Origin of the sequence: Amylolactobacillus amylotrophicus DSM 20534 (assembly GCF_001434555.1) — a bacterium.
Classification (GTDB): Bacteria; Bacillota; Bacilli; order Lactobacillales; family Lactobacillaceae; genus Amylolactobacillus; species Amylolactobacillus amylophilus.
Genome location: NZ_AZCV01000002.1, coordinates 334,414 through 352,971, shown reverse-complemented (window position 1 = coordinate 352,971; position 18,558 = coordinate 334,414). Strand labels below are relative to the sequence as shown.

Genomic DNA, 18,558 nt, shown 5'->3' with positions numbered 1-18,558 from the left:
CAAGTGGATTGAGACGCCAACGGAAAGGAAGAAAACCCACCGTGACCAAAAAATCCCATAAAAACAAACAGGACAAGCTCAGTCCTGCCGAAAAAGAGAGACTAATTCAAGAGAATATGCGCTTGCGTGAATAACTTTATCATGCCCAGATGAAACTTGATATCGCAAAAAATTCGAAGCCTTACTGAGAGAAGAAGATCAATCCACAAAGCACAAGTAATTAACTCATTAAGGCCTAAATATCCGTTGAACGAACTATTAAGTGAGCTTAAGTTACCCAGATCTACTTTCTATGATTGTCTGAAGAGAGCCAAGAAACCTGATAAATACACAAATTTGAAAGAGTTCATTTTAAAGGCATTTCAGGAGTCAGATGAAACATATGGATATCGTAGAATTCATCGAGAAGCTTTAAAAGCAGGATTTAAGATCTCGCCGAATACAATTCTAAGACTAATGGGCCAACTCAAATTGTCCGTCACACTGTATTCAAGACACACAAGCGGTTATTCCTCCTACAGAGGTAAGATTGGTACTGTGAATGATAATCTTCTTAAGCAGAAGTTCGACGAGACGACACCTTTCGCTGTAATGCACACAGATATTACGCAAGTCAGATTAGCAGATGGAACGTGGGGATATATCTCTGCGGTATTAGACCAAGCCAGCAGAGAAATACTTACCGCAGTTGTATCAAAGAGTGCCAACAAGGAACAACTTAATAAGACAATCGAAAATCTATCGGAGAAGTTACCAATGAATAGTAATTCTATTCTGCATTCAGATCAGGGGTGGCAATATCAAACTAGAGAGTACCAAGAAGCAATAAAACAACTGGGAATTGTGCCCAGCATGTCAAGAAAAGGTAATTGCCATGACAATGCACCAATAGAAAGTTTCTTTAGCCTGATGAAACGAGAACGGCTCAATCGCCGCAAGCTTTCAAACTTTGAAGCACTAGTAAAAGAAGTGGAAGATTACATTGATTGGTACAACAATCATCGTATTTCACTAAACAAAAACGGCCTGACTCCGGTTGAATACCGAAATCGAGCCGCTGCTTAAAATTATTCAAGATGTCTAACTTTTTTGTTGCACTTCATCTTCTACCTAGTTATTTACTGTTACTAATTGTCTTCACGGAAATTATTCCCGCTGTTTTCTCCATGCCAATCATGACTTCATTCTGATTATAGTTATTTCTAGTTACACCATCGATTTGGATTGCAATCACATCTTTTGTAATCGATATAATCCGCATGTTGATCGAATTAACATCGTTTTGTTCCAAGCATTGCGTGATTATTTGCTGAATATCTGGTCTATTCTCTGCCTCAATTTGCATGTGCACGTGTACCTGTAAAATAAACTTGTTGAGTAGCGTATCGTCATGGAAAACAAATTGGATGAGTACAATGAAGAGGGTCAGGGACACACCGACGAAGTACATTCCTGCACCGATTGCGGTACCAATTGCCGCGGTGGCCCAGATTCCGGCAGCTGTGGTTAAACCGCTAATCTGCTCTTTTCTAACAAGAATTGCCCCGGCACCAAGGAATGAGATCCCACTGACTATTTGTGCTGCAACCCGTGATGGATCAAGGTCAACCCCCTGAGTTCGCAATATATCATAGAAACCGTACTTAGAAATAATCATGAAAAGGGCGGCTGCCGTTGCAACGACAATATGAGTTCTAATACCGGCGCTCTTACGTTGAATTGCCCGTTCGTAACCGATGGCCATCCCACACAAAGCGGCTACCACTACGCGGAGCAGCCATTCCATATCTTGTATAAACATTAAATTATCACCCACTTATTTCCTGCAAACTACTCTTATAAGCTTACCACTATCTTAGGATGCCGGTGGATAAAAAAGCCCGTTAGGGCTGAGCTGAGAGGCTGTTTTCGCCAATTTTTGACACGTATTGTTCGTATTCCACGGCATATGGGTGATTTGTTTCCTTATGCCACGGTTTGATATGGCCGCAGAAATGAATCAATTTGGGATTCTTTCTAGCATCTATGTAATCCTTTTTTCTGATTGGACAGAGTGGTGTAATGCGATTAACAATCACGTTTGTTTGGGCGTTCCAGCGTTGTGGTAGTTCTTTCCAATTATCATGAAGTACGGCATTTAGGGCGTCCTGGTCATGAAATTTGAGTTTTTCCGGATTGTTTTTGATGAAGTCGAGCACTTGGTCAGTAATGCTCTCCTCACGCCATTTATCTAAGTCCATTACTAAGATACCAGAGTTAAAGTATTTCTGACTCTCAAAATCAATTCCCATCGCTTCGAGACGTAGGTGGAATCCTGCATCTTCGACGGCTGCTAGCGGTTTTCCTTCCAAATCAATGTTCCACAGCTCGCTAATGTCTGTCTTGCATAGGACATCACAATCCAGGTAGATTGCACGGTGCGCTTCTGGAATCAGCTCAGGAATGAGAATTCTGTAGTATGCCAGCTTAAGGATTCTAGCGCTCTCGACGCAGTTGACCAGCTTACTCTCATCGACATCGATGAAATTTAGCTCTGCGTTAAATGGGGCGATAGTCTGTTCTAATTCCTGCCTGTCAGAGGTCGATAGGTGGTCCATTAAAACATGTAAGATGATATGTGCATCTGAGCCGTTGTGTTCCAATAAAGAACGATATAAAACCGAGAGTGTCTTGATAAAAGGTGGATTAACTGCTGATACGACGTGAATCGCATCTCGATGGGCAGTTGCAACCTTTTCTAGCACACGTGCCAAGTATTCATGATAAAGATCCGCATAAGGGTGATGGAGCGAGGCGTGCCAAGGCTTCTCGTGTGTGGTGAAGTGGATGATTGCTGGATGCTTAACTTTATCCGGATGATTGCTGTGGGCAGTCTGCTGATTCCAGCGGGGATTGAGTAGCTTAACTTTGCCGGTTACCACGGCATTTAATCCATCCTGGTCGTGAAACTTAACTAAATGTGGTTTCTTATCGAGAAAATTGATTATTTGTTCGTTAATCTGCTCTTCTTCCCACCGGTTAAGGTCAATTAATAAGATACCTGAGTTGATATACTTATTTTGCTCTGCTAACTCTAACGGCACGTCGAGGCGTGCTAGGTGGTTCTCCTCCACGGGATCTGGAATGCCACCAACGACAGCACCTTCTAAATCACATTCGAAGAGGGGGGTGAGGTCAACTTGAGCAAGTATGTCTACGTCCAGGTAAAGTACACGGTCGAGGCCCTTTTCTCGTAGCGTCTTGGTCGCAATGATTCGATAATAGGACGTTTCGTTGATATGGTTTCTCACTGGAAAATCTTTGCACAGGTCAAAGTCTAAAGTAATGTATTCAACAGAATGAAGTTCCTGCGTGATGACGGAGATTGTAGATTTTGTCTTTGAACTAAGATTTTTATCAATAATGTAAAAGTTGATGTGTGTCTCAGGACTATTGTGCTCAACAATAGAATTAATCGCAACACAGAGTTGTGTGGCATAATTTTCGTCCGCCGCGTGCATTATATTTATTGTTTTGATAATAATCACCTCTCCTTTGAATTTTTATGGTTTATATATCCAATATAACTAAGATAAAAAAATAATTCAAAATAAAAGCTTATCGATATCATAATATTATTCTGTGACATTGTTATTTTTAGACAAAAAAAGAGCAGCAAACTCCGTTTTCCAAATGCACATTGTGCACCAACGGTGTTTCTGCTCATGGGTTTGGCACCAGGGGGTATTATACGTAACTTTGGAAATTAAAGCAAATTAGCTGACAGTTCCGTCAAGCATCAATTGACATAGTTGATGCGAGAGCACACTGGATGCAGGTGAAACCGGGTTATCATAGGCTCGATCAGATAGTGAATGGATAAATTCATTAATCAGTGGTTCGAAGCCACGTCTGGTGAGCATTGGCGTCCATCCGGCTAGCGAGCTGGACAGCTGACCACTCGCGGAATCTTTGGTGAGCGTCTCTAGATCAGTAACGGTGGCAATTCCCTTGCTCGACTCGATTGTGGCTGTCTCATGGTCAACACCCGATTGCATATTCATTTTTGCTAGGACAGTGAGACCGTCCAGCTTAAGTGTCATACTGCAATTTGTTAAAATACCGGCAGCGTCAGCGTTGATCTGATAGCTGAAGTTGGCTTCGGTCGGCTTGAAGGTGGTGATATTGGCGAGAAAAAGCGCAGTATCAACGACGTGGATGAAGAGGTCGTATATTGCCTCTTGAACAGGCTGGTGAGCTGAGACACGTGTTTTTTCAACTGTAATGAGCTGTTTGCCGGTTATTTGTCTAATTTGCTGATTGTAGGGAGCAAAGCGACGATTAAAGCCAGCTGTCAGCTGGACATCATGTTGTTCCGCCAATTTGTAGAGCTCGTCTACCTCTAATAAATCCTCACTAACCGGTTTATCTACGTAGACGTTGATTCCAGCGGTGAGGAATTTTTTGATGATCGTGTAATGCGTGGCAGTAGGAGTATGAATAAAAACGGCATCAAGCCCAACTTCCAGTAGCTCGTCCATATTCGTTGTTACGTGCGGAAATCGATATTTTGCCTGTAATGATTTTAATTTCGTTTCATTTCTACTGCTTAGATAGAACTCTGCCTGATCCTGAATTCCGGAAAAGACTGGTAGGTAGGCCTTTTGCGCGATATTACCTAGTCCTAGTACGCCGATTTTTAACATTATTGAACCTCCATATAGATTTAGTTTACCAAAATTCTGCTAGAACGTTGGTTATTTATCGGGGTTGTTTAGCATCTGGCGGATTTGCTTATCGAAGTCTGATTCGATTTTTTGATGCTTATTGAACTCTTGGTATTCTTGTGATGCCTTATCTTTGGCCATGGTCATTGACACATGTCCCTTATCGGTTAATACATCATACTCCCTGAATTCTAGGAACCTATCAATACTGGTTAATACTGGTTACAAAATCTTGCATCGTAAAATTATGGCGACGTTCTAGCAAGTCCTCAACATAATCAAAGTAACCAGAAACGTTACGTTCAAGACTTTTAATTTGTGGTTCTGTTAGGTAGTTCTTGGCCACCATTGCATCACTCTTTAAAATACGGCCGTCAGGTGCGTTTTTCCAGGTAGTTAATCCCATGTGGGGCTGGTCTTTATTGGCTTTGTTGTAGATAATCTCAGAACCTGTGTGACCACTAATAGCGTAGTGAAACTTATTCTGAACAGTGGCATAAAAGTTACGAGTAATAGGTGAATTTTTATCGTAGTCAGAACTGATTTCTTGGAAAATATCGGTAATCTTTTGCCAAATTCTTCTCTCACTAGCAAGGATTGAACGTACGCGTTCTAGTAATTCATCAAAGTAATCTTGGTTAAGCAGATTAGAGCCCTGTTTGAGGCGCTCATCGTCAAGAACAAACCCTTTTATCATATATTCATTTAGAGTTTTAGTAGCCCATTTTCTGAACTCAGTAGCCTGAATTGAGTTAACCCGATAACCAACAGAAATGATTGCATCGAGGTTGTAGTAATTCACCTCTCTAGAAATCTCTCTATCTCCCTCGTTTTGAACTGTTTCAATTTTCGCAACAGTTCGATTTTCTTCTAATTAACCTGTTTCGAAGATGTTTTTTAAGTGTCTGGAAATTGATGATTTATTAACAGAAAACAATTCCGCCATCGATTTTTGTGTAGCCCAAATAGTATCTTGGCCAATTACAACATCGATTGCCACGTTGTGATTATTTGACTGGTAAAGTATGAACTGATTTTCGTTTGCCATTTCTGCTTACCCCGCTATATATTTTCAATCGATATTTTCTGGATCTAAAGATCTTGAGTTTCAAATGATTAAGTATTTAGATATTTTGTAATGTTATCGCTGTTTGAGTAACTTTCTTATCTTAACTAAGATGTTAACATGACCAGCTTTGATGTACAGTTAATATATTTTAAATTGTGTCCAGAAGGAGATTTGTTTACTAAATCAGCTCTAACATGAGTGTTTTCGGAGTACAAAAAAAATCACCCACAAAAGTGAGTGATTCCAACGCCTCGCAAACCTAATTTATATTATCCCGCGGTTTTCTCCGTGGTTTTCTTTTCTTGAAAAACAATGCTTTTCAGTGAAAGTCTTAAAATTTAAGAATGTTGATTTATCAACGGTTTGAAGCTATTTGAAACTGCGTAAGAACGCAAAAATGGGTGGCCAGGGGATCGAACCCTGGACCCACGGATTAAGAGTCCGTTGCTCTGCCAGCTGAGCTAGCCACCCAAAACTTAACTTAATTATATTAGCATGACTATATGACCTTTTCAAGACTATTTTTGCAAAAATATCCAAAGAATTTAAATTTCAGTTATAATGGAGATAGTTTTTGTAGAAACTTGCCCGCACAAGTATAATGGGGTCAAGCAATTAAGGAGGCTTTATATATATGGCCAAAAAGATTTTAGTAGTGGATGACGAAAAGCCAATCTCAGATATTATCAAGTTCAATCTTACCAAAGAAGGATTCGAAGTTGAGACAGCGTACGACGGTGAGGAAGCAGTAGAGAAGGTAGAATCATATAATCCTGATTTATTAATTCTTGACTTAATGTTACCGAAAAAGGATGGACTAGAGGTTGCGCGTGAGGTTCGTAAGACTCACGACTTACCAATCATTATGGTTACGGCCAAAGACACCGAAATCGACAAGGTACTCGGGCTAGAGATGGGCGCAGATGACTATGTGACGAAACCATTCTCGAATAGGGAGTTGGTTGCCAGAGTCAAAGCCAACCTGAGAAGAAGAGAAATAACTGAAAATACAACTGACAAAAGCAAGGAAAATATTGAGGTCGGTGACTTAGTGATTATGCCCGATGCCTACGTAGTCTCCAAGAAGGGTTCAAAAATAGAGCTCACGCACCGAGAATTTGAGCTCTTGCATTATTTAGCTCGACATCTAGGCCAGGTTATGACGCGAGAACATTTATTGCAAACTGTTTGGAGCTACGACTACTTTGGCGATGTCAGGACGGTTGATGTAACTGTTAGACGTTTAAGGGAGAAGATAGAAGATAATCCTAGTCAGCCTGAACTGTTGGTTACAAGACGTGGTGTCGGCTATTATATGAAAAATCCAGAGGAAGATTAGGCTGCCAGAAGTAGGCGGCTTTTATTTTATGTGAACTGAACAATGAATAATAAACTAAAGCTTTTTCAATCTATTAACTTCAAAGTAGCGATGGTCTTCATCCTCCTTTTATTAGCAACTATTGAAATAATTGGGGCCTATTTCACACGTCAACTTGAACAGAATAGTATTGATTCGTTCGAAACATCAGTCCAAGTTCCATCGATTATTACGTCACAGATTTCTGCACAAATTGAGCAAAAGGATAAGAAATCAGCTAATCAGTCAATTTCTTCAATACTGAATGACTATGATAATTCACAAATATCAGATATTGAAGTTGTAGACAATGACGGCGTAATTAGGGCCGTTAGTAATATCAACTATACGGACAGAGTGGGCCAAAAAACGGCTAGTGCAGACATCAAATCCTCTAGCTATACTGGCAGAGAAACGACAAAGTTTGTCCGTGATAATGGTGTTACATACTTGGTGAAAATAAGTCCACTTGCAGCCAGAAATGGTAACAGCACAAATGGTGTCATCTACATCAGAGCAAGTATGGAGCAGGTGTTCAAGGATGTTAAAAGCACAACGATTACCTTCCTAACAGCTTCGCTAGTCGCTGCAATCCTGGGATCAATCCTATCTCTAGTTATTTCCCGGGCAATAACTCGGCCAATTGATGAAATGAAGAAACAAGCTATTCGGATGGCCAGTGGCGATTATTCCGGTCAGGTTCGGGTCTATTCGCACGATGAACTTGGTCAACTTGCCATGGCGGTTAATAATCTATCGGTCAGGGTCGAGGAGGCTCAAGAAGTCTCTGAGTCTGAGAGAAGACGTTTGGATAACGTGCTAACGCACATGACAGATGGTGTTATTGCAACTGATAGACATGGGAACGTGACCATAATTAACGACATGGCTTTGAGCTTCCTCAATAAGGAGGAGGGTGAGGTGATTGGCGAGTCAATTACCGATCTACTTGGGTTATCTGCGCAGATGACCACGCAAGATTTGATGTCTAATCAGCAGGAATTGATAATCGGAATCAATGAGGGAACCGCACGCGAGCTCATTCTCCACGCCAATTTCTCTCTAATCCAACGTGTGACCGGATTTGTCTCGGGTCTCATTTGTGTGTTATATGATGTGACTGAACAACAAAAGAATGAACGTGAGCAACGCCAATTCGTTTCGAATGTCTCACACGAGTTACGGACGCCACTCACTAGTCTGAGAAGTTATGTCGAGGCCTTAAATGATGGTGCGTGGAAAGACCCTGAAATTGCACCAAAGTTTCTGCAGGTAACCCAGGGCGAAACAGAGCGGATGATTCGGATGATTAACGACCTTTTAAGCCTTTCAAGGCTTGATCAGGGAACTGCACGAATGGAGCTTGAGTGGGTCAATCTAAACGAGTTCTTTGGTTATATCCTCGACCGGTTCGATATGATGATTAAGAACACAAATGAAGATGATGCTAACCAAAAGAAGTACAGTATTAAGAGAGAGTTTGCTTCTAGGGAACTGTGGGTTGAAATAGACCCTGATAAAATGACTCAAGTACTTGATAACATCATGAATAACGCAATTAAGTACTCACCAGATGGCGGAGTAATCACAACAAGGTTACTTCAGACCCACAATCACGTGATTATGAGTATCTCCGATCAAGGATTGGGGATACCAAGAAAGGATCTCAACAAGATTTTTGATCGCTTTTATCGGGTTGATCAAGCTCGTTCGCGGCAACAAGGCGGTACTGGTTTGGGATTGGCAATTTCAAAAGAAGTTGTTGAAGCGCACCATGGTCGTATTTGGGCGGATAGCGCTGAGGATCGTGGTTCTACTTTTTATATCTCATTACCGTTTGAACCAATAAGTGATGGGGGTGAATGGGATGAAGTTTAGTAACGTTATAATTAGGGTTGGTCTCATTGTTACTGTTCTATTGAGTATCGTACTCTCATTTATTATTTGGTCGAATAACCAGAGCTTCGATAACCGGTCCGACAGGACGAAGAACGTGGTTGTTTCAAAGGATGCTAGCACAGCAATTAATAATGCTTATTTACCCACCGAGGTTTTATATCGTGATAATAATGATAGAATGATGCAAATCTATGATAAAACACGGAATATTCCACTCGAACTCTCGAAAAAATTTGGTAAGATAAGTCTCTCGAATGTCTCAAGTTATTCCCGGAATCCTAATCGTTACACGGCAATGCTGGCTAATAGCAAGTATCTTCAGTTGGTCTATCCCGATAAAGTGACTTTAGGGACTTTTGCCAAAGTTTCTAAGATAGCCGGTAAAATTACAAAAGAGAAGCGCCTGATAAATAGAATATTTGTTCCGATTAGCGGTAAGGGAAAGCTTTATTTTGGTGATGATGAGACTAGTAAACTGTATATAACTGACATATCTAGTAATCCTATCAAGGGACTGCAGCAGATTATTAATACCGCAAATCAAAAAATTAAGGTAGAATTACGCCGAGTTGGTACAGAATATACACCGTTTTATACGGAGGATACTCAGGTTGGCGTGTACAGTTACCTCATTACTAAACAGTCTGAGAATTTCTTTGTTTCGAAATTATTGGGCGTTACGAACGTTGATAGTAAAGAGAGCTCGGGGATTGCAACATATAGTACTGGACCGTATCAAAAAGTTATTGTAAATCGTGATAAAAATATTTTTTCTTACAGTAATTTTGATGACAATACCGTTCCAAGGAATACGGCTCAGTTGTTCGAGCAAAGTTCATCTTACCTACTCAAATCGGGCTTAACCGTCAAGGATATGCGCTATTTCGAGAATAAGGATAATACCCTCTCATATAGATACTATTTTGAAGGGCTACCAGTGTTCTTAGAGTCGGATAACTCGGCTGCAATTAGCATTGGTTACTCGAGCAGCGTTACTATCATGATCTTCAAAAATATCATATTTCAGATACCGATTCCTGTCGATGGTAGGACCAGCACTATTCCAGCAACTGAGACTCTGGTGAAGGAGATTAATGAAAAAGGTGTCCATGATAATGAGATTCAACGGATTGAGCTCGGACTAAAGTTAGTTCATGATAAAGAAAATACTGACTTGGTAGATTTAGTACCAACAATGTATTTCAAGATATTTGGTGAATGGAAAGATGCTCAATCTTGGTTACAAAGCGACATTGCTTTTGCCAGAAGAACAGCGGATGAGGTGAAATAAGATGGATTTCAAAAAAATTGAACTTATTTTTCTTGGTGTATTCGTTGCTATTAATATCTTCCTTTTCTACACAATATGGCAGATCCCGTATTTATCACAGAATAAGGCAACAAATACTGAGAGTAGCATCAGAACAGAGATGGCTGCGGATAATATTACAACTATCAGCCTCGAAGATGACGGTGAGGAAGGATACTATCTTGCTGGAAAGGTTGATAATGACTTTGCGGATGGTATCGGCAAGCTCCAAGATCAACGGATTAGTTATGATCAAACGACGCGGGTGTTGAGTAGCCGACTAAATATGGTAATTAAAGGTGCAACACGTTCTAAATTGATCAGTGCACTTACCAAGTATAAGGATAGTGATAATCACATCCTATTTGGTGACGAATACGCGTATTCGAAACAGCTCTCCTCCGATCATGACATTGTATTTGTGCAATTAACGGACTATGGTAAGATTATTGATCCTGTTGGCCAACTGCATTTTCCAGTCAAGGATGGTGAGATCAATAGTTATACACAGAGCTATCAGGAAGAAATTACCATTGTCCGTGAGAAGCAGGAGACAATCAGTCAGGAACAGGCTGTCACGAATCTGTACACTTATAGCGAGTTACCCAATGATTCAAAGGTATTGGCAGTTGAACTCGGATACACCAAGTTAACGCAGGTTAAAGGAAGTGTTATCTTGTTTCCTAGTTGGGTGATTACTATTGAGAATAAAAATACTAAAAATATTCAAATTAAGAAAGTTAATGCGTTCAACGGAACCGTGATTAACGACAGTCTCGCTGATCCAACGGAAACAAAATAGAAAGTTAAATGTTTAATTATTATGCAAGCAGCAGTATTAGCAAGTAGTTCGTCTGGGAACGTCACCTACATTGAAACGAAGCAACACAAGGTTTTGGTGGATGCTGGACTTTCAGGGAAAAAAATTACGGAACTTTTAGCGTCGATTGGTAGGGACATTAATGATATCGACTCAATCTTCATTACACATGAACATTCGGACCATATTAAGGGATTAGGCGTTCTTATGCGGCGGCTAAACGTCAATGTCTATGCTAACTCAGGCACTTGGGACGAAATGCTGGCGCACAATAAAATTGGCAAGGTACCAGAAGATCAAATCAAGATATTTGAACCGGACACGTTAATGAGTCTTGATGACCTTGATATCAATAGTTTTACCGTTTCACATGACGCTAGAGAACCCCAGTTTTACCAGTTCATGAACGACCATAAACGGATGGCGATACTCACAGATACCGGGTATGCTTCTGAGCGCCTAGAGTCCCAAATTAAAGGTGCGGATGCCTATTTATTGGAGTTCAATCACGACTTAGACATGTTAAGAAATGGTCCATATGGTTGGCCTTTAAAGCAAAGAATTATCAGTGACACAGGACACCTATCTAATGACTCGGGGTCGGATGCCTTAATCAATTTGGTTGACCGGCACACGAAGAAGGTGTTTCTGGGGCATTTGAGTCCACATAACAACACTAAGAAGCTGGCATTGACTGCTGCGGAGCTTACATGTGCTAAATTTGAGCCAGAGGTAAACAGTGAATTCTCACTCTTTACAACCGACCCAGCAGTTGCTCAGCCGCTTTTTGTTGTTTAAAAGCTCAACAAAATACCGAATTTACGTCATGAATTTTTCATATTTTTCGATTACTATTGTCTTTGTAGTAAAGGAGCGATTCTTATGGAAAACAAGCAGAACGAACCAACAAAAGAAAAATCTTCAAATACTAAAGGGATAATTGTTAAAACCGCGGTGATTGGTGCCGTGGCCGGTATCTTAGGTGGTGGAGTTACTTACTATGGCCTGGATCAGCTGAACGATGCGCCTCAGACACAAACTGTGCAGAATAATTCTAGCGGTACGGCGACGACGACCAGCAATACATCTGATGGAGCAACGAATTCCGCGACATCTGCGTACAATAAAGTATCGGGTGCAGTAGTATCCGTCATTAATTTGCAGAAACAGGAAAGTTCAGCTGGTGATGGTTCCCTCGACTATTTCTTTGGTAATTCTCAATCTGATGACAGCAGCAATAATAGTTCTAGTGATTCGCTTGAAGAGTACAGCGAAGGCTCTGGCGTTATTTACATGAAGTCAAATGGCAAAGGCTATATCGTAACTAACAACCACGTTGTTGCAGGCTCGGATAAGATTCAGGTTATTCTAAGTAATGGGAAAAAACTTGATGCTAAGCTGGTTGGTACAGACAGTGTGACTGATCTAGCTGTGCTAACGATTGATGACGATGATGTGTCTCAAGTCGCAAGTTTTGCTGAGTCAAAGAATATTAAGCCTGGTCAAACAGTCATTGCCATTGGCTCACCATTGGGTAGTGAGTACGCAACCAGCGTCACACAAGGGATTATCTCGGCAAGCAATAGGACGCTGACAATCACGGATGACTATGGCAATGCGGTTAGTCAGACAACAGTTATTCAGACGGATGCGGCTATTAATCCTGGTAATTCTGGGGGCCCTTTGGTGAATACTTCTGGCCAGATTATTGGGATTAACTCAATGAAGATGTCTACCACTACTGATGGTGGTTCGGTTGAGGGCATGGGCTTCGCTATCCCGAGTGATGAGGTTGTGACAATTAGCAACAAACTGGTGAAGGACGGCAAAATTACTCGACCACAACTAGGTATTCGTGTTGCTAGTGTCAGTGAATTAACCGATGCTGTGAAGGAACAGTTGGATCTGGCGGATAACATTACGACCGGTGTATATGTGGCCTCCGTGACCGCTAACGGTTCAGGTAGCGCAGCAGGAATGAAAAAGGGTGACGTAATCACTGAAGCAGATGGGAAGAAGGTTGAAGATGTAGTTTCATTACATACGATTCTGTATTCACACAAGATAGGTGACACAATTTCTGTGAAAGTTGCTCGTGGTGGGCAAACCAAAACGCTCTCTGTTAAGTTGAAATAAGCTATCAAATTAAGCTCTCGTATATACGAGAGCTTTTTTGATGCAAAAGTGATAAGTGAAACAATTTTTGTTCGGATTTTTCTGTTGTCAAGTTACAACTAAGTTACGAGGAATAACACAGTCCTGTGGATAAGTCTGTGAATTGTGTAGAACTCGTAAATTTAAACTGTGAAATTCTGTGGATAACTTGTGGATTGTGTGTAAACCTAGTAATTTTGACAAGTTAGAACAGGCGTTCATCCACTAAAATAGGCATTTAGCGGGAAATGTTTGTGATAAGTTGTCAAAGATTAAATATGTGAATAAAAAAATTTGTTAGAAAAGTTTTTTGAGACTGTATCCACAAGGGATAGAGTTAATTTGGTTTAGACCACAAAATGTGCTCTGAAACATATGTTCATTGTGTATAATTAATGTTGATAACTTGTTCATGGATGGGGGATAACTTTTGGGGATAAAAATTATTGGTGTTGGTAAAATCAAAGAGAAGTACTTTACGGCAGCGGTTGGCGAATATACAAAACGAATGCAACGCTTTGGTGGATTAAATATCGTTGAAGTAAAGGATGAACCGGCCCCCGATAATATGTCAGAGACCGAAATAACACACGTGAAGGATAAAGAGGCAGATAAAATATTGTCCAAGATCAAAGAGGATGACTTTGTAGTTACGCTCGAGATATTGGGTGAAGAGTACTCGTCTGAAAAACTGGCCGCGAAAATTAAGGAGCTCCAGACTTACGGCAAGAGCTCGATTGTCTTTGTCATTGGTGGATCAAACGGGTTGGGGGATGCAGTTCTAAATCGGTCTAACCTCGCCGTTAGTTTTGGTCGGTTCACTCTACCACACCAGCTGATGCGAGTTGTCTTAAGTGAACAGATCTATCGAGCGTTCATGATTAACAGTGGTAGTACCTATCATAAGTAAGAAGAGGGCAATGATGGTTAAAATTTATACAAAAGTCGGAGATAAGGGATACACTAAACAAGTGACGGGTAAAATGGTACCGAAATATGATTTACAGATTGAAGCCTTGGGTGCAATAGATGAGCTAGACTCCTGGCTTGGTTATTGCGTGACCAAATTATCCGTAGAAAGTGTCCAGCTCAAACCGGAGCTAATCGAGATTCAAAGGAACCTCTATCTTCTGCAAGCAGACCTGGTCGTTAAATCACGACACGAGCTAACACAAGATTTGACCAGCCAAATGGAGCGAAGAATTGATGAGTTAGTTGAGCTTGTCGAACCCATCAAGGCATTTATTTTGCCGGGCGGAAGAGATGCAGGTGCGAGCTTGCAGTACGCTAGAACGCTTGCGAGACGTGCTGAACGCCGGATTGCGGAGCTAAATGAGCATCAAGAAGCAGTGGCGGATGAAATAATGCAATACCTGAATCGTCTTTCGGACTATCTGTTTGAATTAGCCAGATATGCCAATCAGTTAGATGGTTATGCGGAAATTGAGAGCAAAAAAATAAGCGAGTAGCCTCGCTTATAGTAGATGAATTAAAATGATGTAGCCCAATCCGGTTAAGAGAATTAGACCAATAAATTGGAGCAAGCCGAATCTCAGTAAGAAGTATGAGCGACTTTGTCTGCCGTGATTAGCATATTGCTTGAAGACTAATAAGTTCGCCATCGAGCCAATCACTGATCCGAGCCCCCCAATATTGGACCCGAGGAAGAGCGCTTCTGCAAAGGGCGAGAACTTACCGATGAGAATTGTTGATGGCACATTACTCATGAACTGGCTACTGATGATGCTGGTTAGGTAGACAGAGACCTCCGAGTACATTAGGTGTGAGATGACGGCGACGACGAACGGAATACGACTGACAATTCCGGCAATCATGAAGAAACCGGTAAAAGTGAGAATAATTGGGTAGTCGACGTGAAGCATTATTCTGGGATTGAAGAGGACTGCAAGTAGGATTGCCGCTAGCGCGCCCACGTAGGATGGAATAACGCGGAAAACACCAGCAAAGATTAGCAGGGCGACGCCAACGCTGATCAATGTTGGGCGCAAATTAATCTGAATGTCGCGCACTGGAACAGTAGGGACCGGCTTGTTTTTGATAAAAAGACTGAAGATAAAGAGCAAGATGATGCTGGCTGCCAACAGCGGGATAGACCACCGGAAGAACTCTAGGCCGTTTACTAGGTAGTGATCCATGATGAAGATGTTGTGGGGATTGCCAAACGGCGTAAATGCGCTACCGAAATTAGCTGCCATACCAATTAGAGTTACGGGGACGGCTTCTGGTAATTTGTATTTATTGGCAATCTTTAGATACAACTGTACCAATGTTAAGACGGTGATGTCATTGGTCAGGAACATCCCGGAGAAAAGGGCTAAGATAACGAACTTCCAGGATAGTTGCCGTGTATTTGCTGCCGTGCTTGTTAACTTGTAAGTGAAAAAGTCAAGTACATGAAGGTACTCGAAAATTTGGATTAAGGTCATCATTGCGGTGATGGACCACAATGTTGAGAAATGAATATCAGTAAGTTGTTGTCTACCCAGAAATAGACTGATAATTACTAACAGGGCTGTGATCTGAAGCACGCGATCTTTCGCGATATTTTTTATTACTGTCATTAATTGTACCTCAAAAAAAAAACAACATTACTATTTTGCTCTTTATTAGAAGTACTGACAATACTTTTTGTTAAAATATGCGGGGATATTCAGCCAATTCGGGTGTTTTGGTACGCGCATCGGGCATAATTGTTTCCCGTGAAACAAAAAGCGACTACTAGTAGCAGTCGCTTTTATTATCTTGCTGTGTATTTAGTTGGTTGTCTTAGTAGTCGCCATTCATGATGGAGTTCTTGACGACCACATAGTTTACTTTGCGGATTGATTCTAGATCATTGCCGCCAGCGTAGGAGATAGAAGATTGCAGATCCTCGCGCATCTCCACGAGCTTATTCTTGATTGAGCCCATGTAGGGTACAAGCATCTGCTTGCCCTCTACATTACGGTAGGCTCCCTTTTGCATGTCAGATGCGGAGCCCCAATATTGTTTATATTGTTTCCCGTCAATTCTGATAATATTTCCTGGATTTTCGTCGTGGCCGGCTAATAAGGAGCCAATCATCACCATTGATGCACCGAAGCGTACGGACTTGGCAATATCGCCGTGATGTCTGATGCCGCCATCTGCAATCAGTGGTTTGCGGGCCACCTTCGAGCAGAGGCTCAGGGCAGAGAGCTGCCAGCCACCGGTACCAAAACCCGTTTTTAATTTTGTGATGCATGCTTTACCGGGGCCAACACCAATCTTTGTTGCATCGGCGCCTGCATTTTCGAGTTCACGTACAGCCTCGGGGGTTGCCAGGTTACCAGCTATTACGAATGAGCCTGGTAGATTTTGCTTGATATAGTGAATCATCTTAATCACATAGTCAGAGTGACCGTGGGCGACGTCAATTGTGATGTAATCAGGTGTTAGATGCGCCGCAACGAGTTCATCGATAAACTTGTATTCATCTTCCTTAATGCCAACGGAGATTGAGGTAAAGAGGTCAAGTTCTTGCATATGACGCACGAAATCCAACCTTTTCTCTGGTTGAAAACGGTGCATGATGTAGAAATAGTCGTTTGCAGCCAGCCATTCTGCCAAATCCTCATCGATAATGCTAGCCATATTTGCCGGCACCACAGGTATCTTGAAAGTTCGGGGACCAAATTTGATACTGGTGTCTGCCTGCGCACGAATTTTGATAATACACTTATTGGGAATTAGTTGGATATCGTCATAATCGAATATTTGCATAATTTACCTCAATTTTGTTCTTTTTTTCGAAGACCACTGCTCAATATACAATCAAAAAAATGAAATGTCAACCAAAATACGTATAATAATCTCTGCTAGTCAAATTATAGTTCGGAAAAGCATTGACCCACTTACCGTAAACTGCTAAAATTAGGTTTAATTTGAGTAATTTAATGAGGTGGAAAAATGACAGCGACAGTTTTAGTTGGTAGCCAGTGGGGAGACGAAGGTAAAGGAAAGATGACGGATTTCTTGGCGCAGGACGCTGAGGTGATTGTTCGTTATCAGGGCGGTAATAATGCGGGGCACACTATCGCATTTGCTGGTAAGGAGTACAAGCTTCACTTAATCCCTTCCGGTATTTTTTTCAAAGATAAACTGAGCGTCATCGGCAATGGGGTCGTATTAAATCCCAAAGCGACTGTCGAAGAACTGAAATATTTGGCAGATAACGGTGTTGAGCGGGGTCAATTACTTATTTCTAGTCGGGCCCACGTCATCCTGCCGTACCACATTCTTTTGGATAAGTTACAAGAAGAGTCTAAAGGTGATGCCAAAGTTGGTACTACTAACAAGGGCATTGGGCCAGCGTACATGGATAAAGCGTCTAGAATCGGTATTAGGATGGCCGACTTGCTAGAGAAAGAGACGTTTGCCGAGAAGTTAAAGATTAATTTGGCTGAGAAAAATAAATTATTTACCAAGTTATATGATTCTGAGCCTCTGAATTTTGACGATATTTTCGAAGAATACTATGAATATGGCCAGCAACTAAAAGAATTTGTGACAGATACTTCAGTGGTTGTGAACGAGGCGCTTGACGCCGGCAAAAACGTGTTGTTCGAGGGTGCACAGGGTGTCATGCTCGACATCGATCACGGAACGTATCCGTTTGTGACATCGTCAAATCCAATCGCCGGTGGCGTCACTACGGGCGTTGGTATAGGGCCAAGTCGGATCACAGAAGTGCTAGGAATCTGCAAGGCCTATTCAACAAGGGTTGGTGCGGGTCCATTCCCAACAGAGCTGCACAATGAGATTGGCGATTATATTCGGGAAACCGGGCATGAATATGGTACGGTGACAAAGCGCCCGCGTCGGATTGGGTGGTTCGATGCCGTTGCAATGCGGCATGCCGTTCGGGTTTCAGGATTGACGGCACTCAGCCTTAATTTATTGGATGTTTTAACGAATATTTCTACAATCAAGATTGCGACGGGTTATCAATTAAACGGAACTGAGATTGATTACTATCCAGCAAGTCTGCAGGAATTGGCTGAATGTACTCCAATTTACGTTGAATTACCTGGTTGGACCGAGGATATCACCGGTGTGACAGAGTTCTCTGATCTGCCAGAAAACGCTAAATCATTTTTGAATAAAATCTCTGAATTGGTCGGAATTCCAGTTGCCACTATCTCAGTTGGACCTGACAGAGAGCAGACAATAATTCGGGACGCAATCTGGAAATAATGGGGAAGA

The 18,558-nt window shown here is 41.6% G+C and carries 15 protein-coding genes, 1 tRNA gene and 1 pseudogene; 10 read left to right on the top strand and 7 right to left on the bottom strand.

Annotation, left to right across the window (positions count from 1 at the left end; translation table 11 throughout):
* Positions 1-156 precede the first annotated feature (156 nt).
* A complete protein-coding gene (locus tag FC62_RS04605; protein WP_141322579.1) occupies positions 157-1,065 on the top strand; it encodes an IS3 family transposase in 909 nt (302 codons plus the stop codon).
* A gap of 49 nt (positions 1,066-1,114) precedes the next feature.
* Here FC62_RS04605 and FC62_RS04600 read toward each other — a convergent pair whose 3' ends face one another.
* The 5 genes and pseudogenes from FC62_RS04600 to FC62_RS04580 form a co-directional block, all read right to left on the bottom strand.
* On the bottom strand, positions 1,115-1,801 hold the full coding sequence (locus FC62_RS04600; protein WP_054746200.1) for an MgtC/SapB family protein: 687 nt from the start codon (positions 1,799-1,801) through the stop codon (positions 1,115-1,117).
* Positions 1,802-1,883: 82 nt separating this feature from the next.
* Positions 1,884-3,527, bottom strand: a complete 1,644-nt coding sequence (locus tag FC62_RS04595) for a glycosyltransferase family 8 protein (RefSeq protein ID WP_141322578.1) — start codon at positions 3,525-3,527, stop codon at positions 1,884-1,886.
* Positions 3,528-3,755: 228 nt separating this feature from the next.
* A complete protein-coding gene (locus FC62_RS04590) occupies positions 3,756-4,685 on the bottom strand; it encodes a Gfo/Idh/MocA family protein (RefSeq protein ID WP_056945842.1) in 930 nt (309 codons plus the stop codon).
* Between the two features lie 51 nt (positions 4,686-4,736).
* A pseudogene (locus tag FC62_RS04585) lies at positions 4,737-5,754 on the bottom strand (virulence RhuM family protein).
* A 419-nt stretch (positions 5,755-6,173) separates the two neighbouring features.
* Positions 6,174-6,246, bottom strand: a tRNA-Lys gene (locus FC62_RS04580).
* A 163-nt stretch (positions 6,247-6,409) separates the two neighbouring features.
* On the opposite strand from FC62_RS04580, the gene yycF reads away from it, so the two are divergent.
* The 8 genes from yycF to FC62_RS04540 all read left to right on the top strand — a co-directional run bounded on the left by yycF (position 6,410) and on the right by FC62_RS04540 (position 14,783).
* Complete coding sequence (yycF, locus tag FC62_RS04575) at positions 6,410-7,114, top strand: response regulator YycF (protein ID WP_054746193.1); 705 nt, start codon at positions 6,410-6,412, stop codon at positions 7,112-7,114.
* Positions 7,115-7,156: 42 nt separating this feature from the next.
* Positions 7,157-9,010: a cell wall metabolism sensor histidine kinase WalK gene (gene walK, locus FC62_RS04570; protein WP_056945843.1), complete on the top strand. Its 1,854-nt coding sequence runs from the start codon at positions 7,157-7,159 to the stop codon at positions 9,008-9,010.
* Entirely contained in the window at positions 9,000-10,322 is a 1,323-nt protein-coding gene (yycH, locus tag FC62_RS04565; protein WP_056945844.1) for a two-component system activity regulator YycH, read from the top strand. Before walK ends, yycH begins: the two co-directional genes overlap by 11 nt.
* A 1-nt stretch (position 10,323) precedes the next feature.
* On the top strand, positions 10,324-11,142 hold the full coding sequence (locus FC62_RS04560; RefSeq protein WP_056945845.1) for a two-component system regulatory protein YycI: 819 nt from the start codon (positions 10,324-10,326) through the stop codon (positions 11,140-11,142).
* A 21-nt stretch (positions 11,143-11,163) separates the two neighbouring features.
* Positions 11,164-11,958: an MBL fold metallo-hydrolase gene (locus tag FC62_RS04555; RefSeq protein ID WP_056945846.1), complete on the top strand. Its 795-nt coding sequence runs from the start codon at positions 11,164-11,166 to the stop codon at positions 11,956-11,958.
* Between the two features lie 84 nt (positions 11,959-12,042).
* Positions 12,043-13,296 (top strand): S1C family serine protease, encoded by a 1,254-nt coding sequence (locus FC62_RS04550; RefSeq protein ID WP_056945847.1) that lies wholly within the window; start codon positions 12,043-12,045, stop codon positions 13,294-13,296.
* Positions 13,297-13,744: 448 nt separating this feature from the next.
* Entirely contained in the window at positions 13,745-14,224 is a 480-nt protein-coding gene (gene rlmH, locus FC62_RS04545; RefSeq protein ID WP_054746188.1) for a 23S rRNA (pseudouridine(1915)-N(3))-methyltransferase RlmH, read from the top strand.
* A gap of 13 nt (positions 14,225-14,237) precedes the next feature.
* Positions 14,238-14,783 (top strand): cob(I)yrinic acid a,c-diamide adenosyltransferase, encoded by a 546-nt coding sequence (locus FC62_RS04540; protein ID WP_054746187.1) that lies wholly within the window; start codon positions 14,238-14,240, stop codon positions 14,781-14,783.
* A gap of 6 nt (positions 14,784-14,789) precedes the next feature.
* Here the strand turns inward: FC62_RS04540 and FC62_RS04535 are convergent, their stop codons facing one another.
* Together FC62_RS04535 and FC62_RS04530 are read right to left on the bottom strand one after the other, a co-directional pair.
* Positions 14,790-15,896, bottom strand: coding sequence for an SLC13 family permease (locus FC62_RS04535; RefSeq protein ID WP_056945848.1), 1,107 nt, complete (start codon positions 15,894-15,896; stop codon positions 14,790-14,792).
* Positions 15,897-16,101: 205 nt separating this feature from the next.
* Positions 16,102-17,076 (bottom strand): GMP reductase, encoded by a 975-nt coding sequence (locus FC62_RS04530; RefSeq protein ID WP_056945849.1) that lies wholly within the window; start codon positions 17,074-17,076, stop codon positions 16,102-16,104.
* A 186-nt stretch (positions 17,077-17,262) separates the two neighbouring features.
* Between FC62_RS04530 and FC62_RS04525 the strand changes: the two genes are divergently transcribed.
* Positions 17,263-18,549, top strand: a complete 1,287-nt coding sequence (locus tag FC62_RS04525; protein WP_056945850.1) for an adenylosuccinate synthase — start codon at positions 17,263-17,265, stop codon at positions 18,547-18,549.
* Positions 18,550-18,558: the final 9 nt, after the last annotated feature.

What these genes read in the sequence shown, in the direction of transcription:
- FC62_RS04600 (WP_054746200.1), bottom strand. Translation starts at nt 1,801, where the DNA reads ATGTTTATACAAGATATGGAATGGCTGCTCCGCGTAGTGGTAGCCGCT.
- FC62_RS04525 (WP_056945850.1), top strand. Translation starts at nt 17,263, where the DNA reads ATGACAGCGACAGTTTTAGTTGGTAGCCAGTGGGGAGACGAAGGTAAA.
- yycH (WP_056945844.1), top strand. Translation starts at nt 9,000, where the DNA reads ATGAAGTTTAGTAACGTTATAATTAGGGTTGGTCTCATTGTTACTGTT.
- FC62_RS04590 (WP_056945842.1), bottom strand. Translation starts at nt 4,685, where the DNA reads ATGTTAAAAATCGGCGTACTAGGACTAGGTAATATCGCGCAAAAGGCC.
- FC62_RS04540 (WP_054746187.1), top strand. Translation starts at nt 14,238, where the DNA reads ATGGTTAAAATTTATACAAAAGTCGGAGATAAGGGATACACTAAACAA.
- walK (WP_056945843.1), top strand. Translation starts at nt 7,157, where the DNA reads ATGAATAATAAACTAAAGCTTTTTCAATCTATTAACTTCAAAGTAGCG.
- FC62_RS04550 (WP_056945847.1), top strand. Translation starts at nt 12,043, where the DNA reads ATGGAAAACAAGCAGAACGAACCAACAAAAGAAAAATCTTCAAATACT.
- yycF (WP_054746193.1), top strand. Translation starts at nt 6,410, where the DNA reads ATGGCCAAAAAGATTTTAGTAGTGGATGACGAAAAGCCAATCTCAGAT.
- FC62_RS04555 (WP_056945846.1), top strand. Translation starts at nt 11,164, where the DNA reads ATGCAAGCAGCAGTATTAGCAAGTAGTTCGTCTGGGAACGTCACCTAC.
- FC62_RS04535 (WP_056945848.1), bottom strand. Translation starts at nt 15,896, where the DNA reads ATGACAGTAATAAAAAATATCGCGAAAGATCGCGTGCTTCAGATCACA.
- FC62_RS04560 (WP_056945845.1), top strand. Translation starts at nt 10,324, where the DNA reads ATGGATTTCAAAAAAATTGAACTTATTTTTCTTGGTGTATTCGTTGCT.
- FC62_RS04530 (WP_056945849.1), bottom strand. Translation starts at nt 17,076, where the DNA reads ATGCAAATATTCGATTATGACGATATCCAACTAATTCCCAATAAGTGT.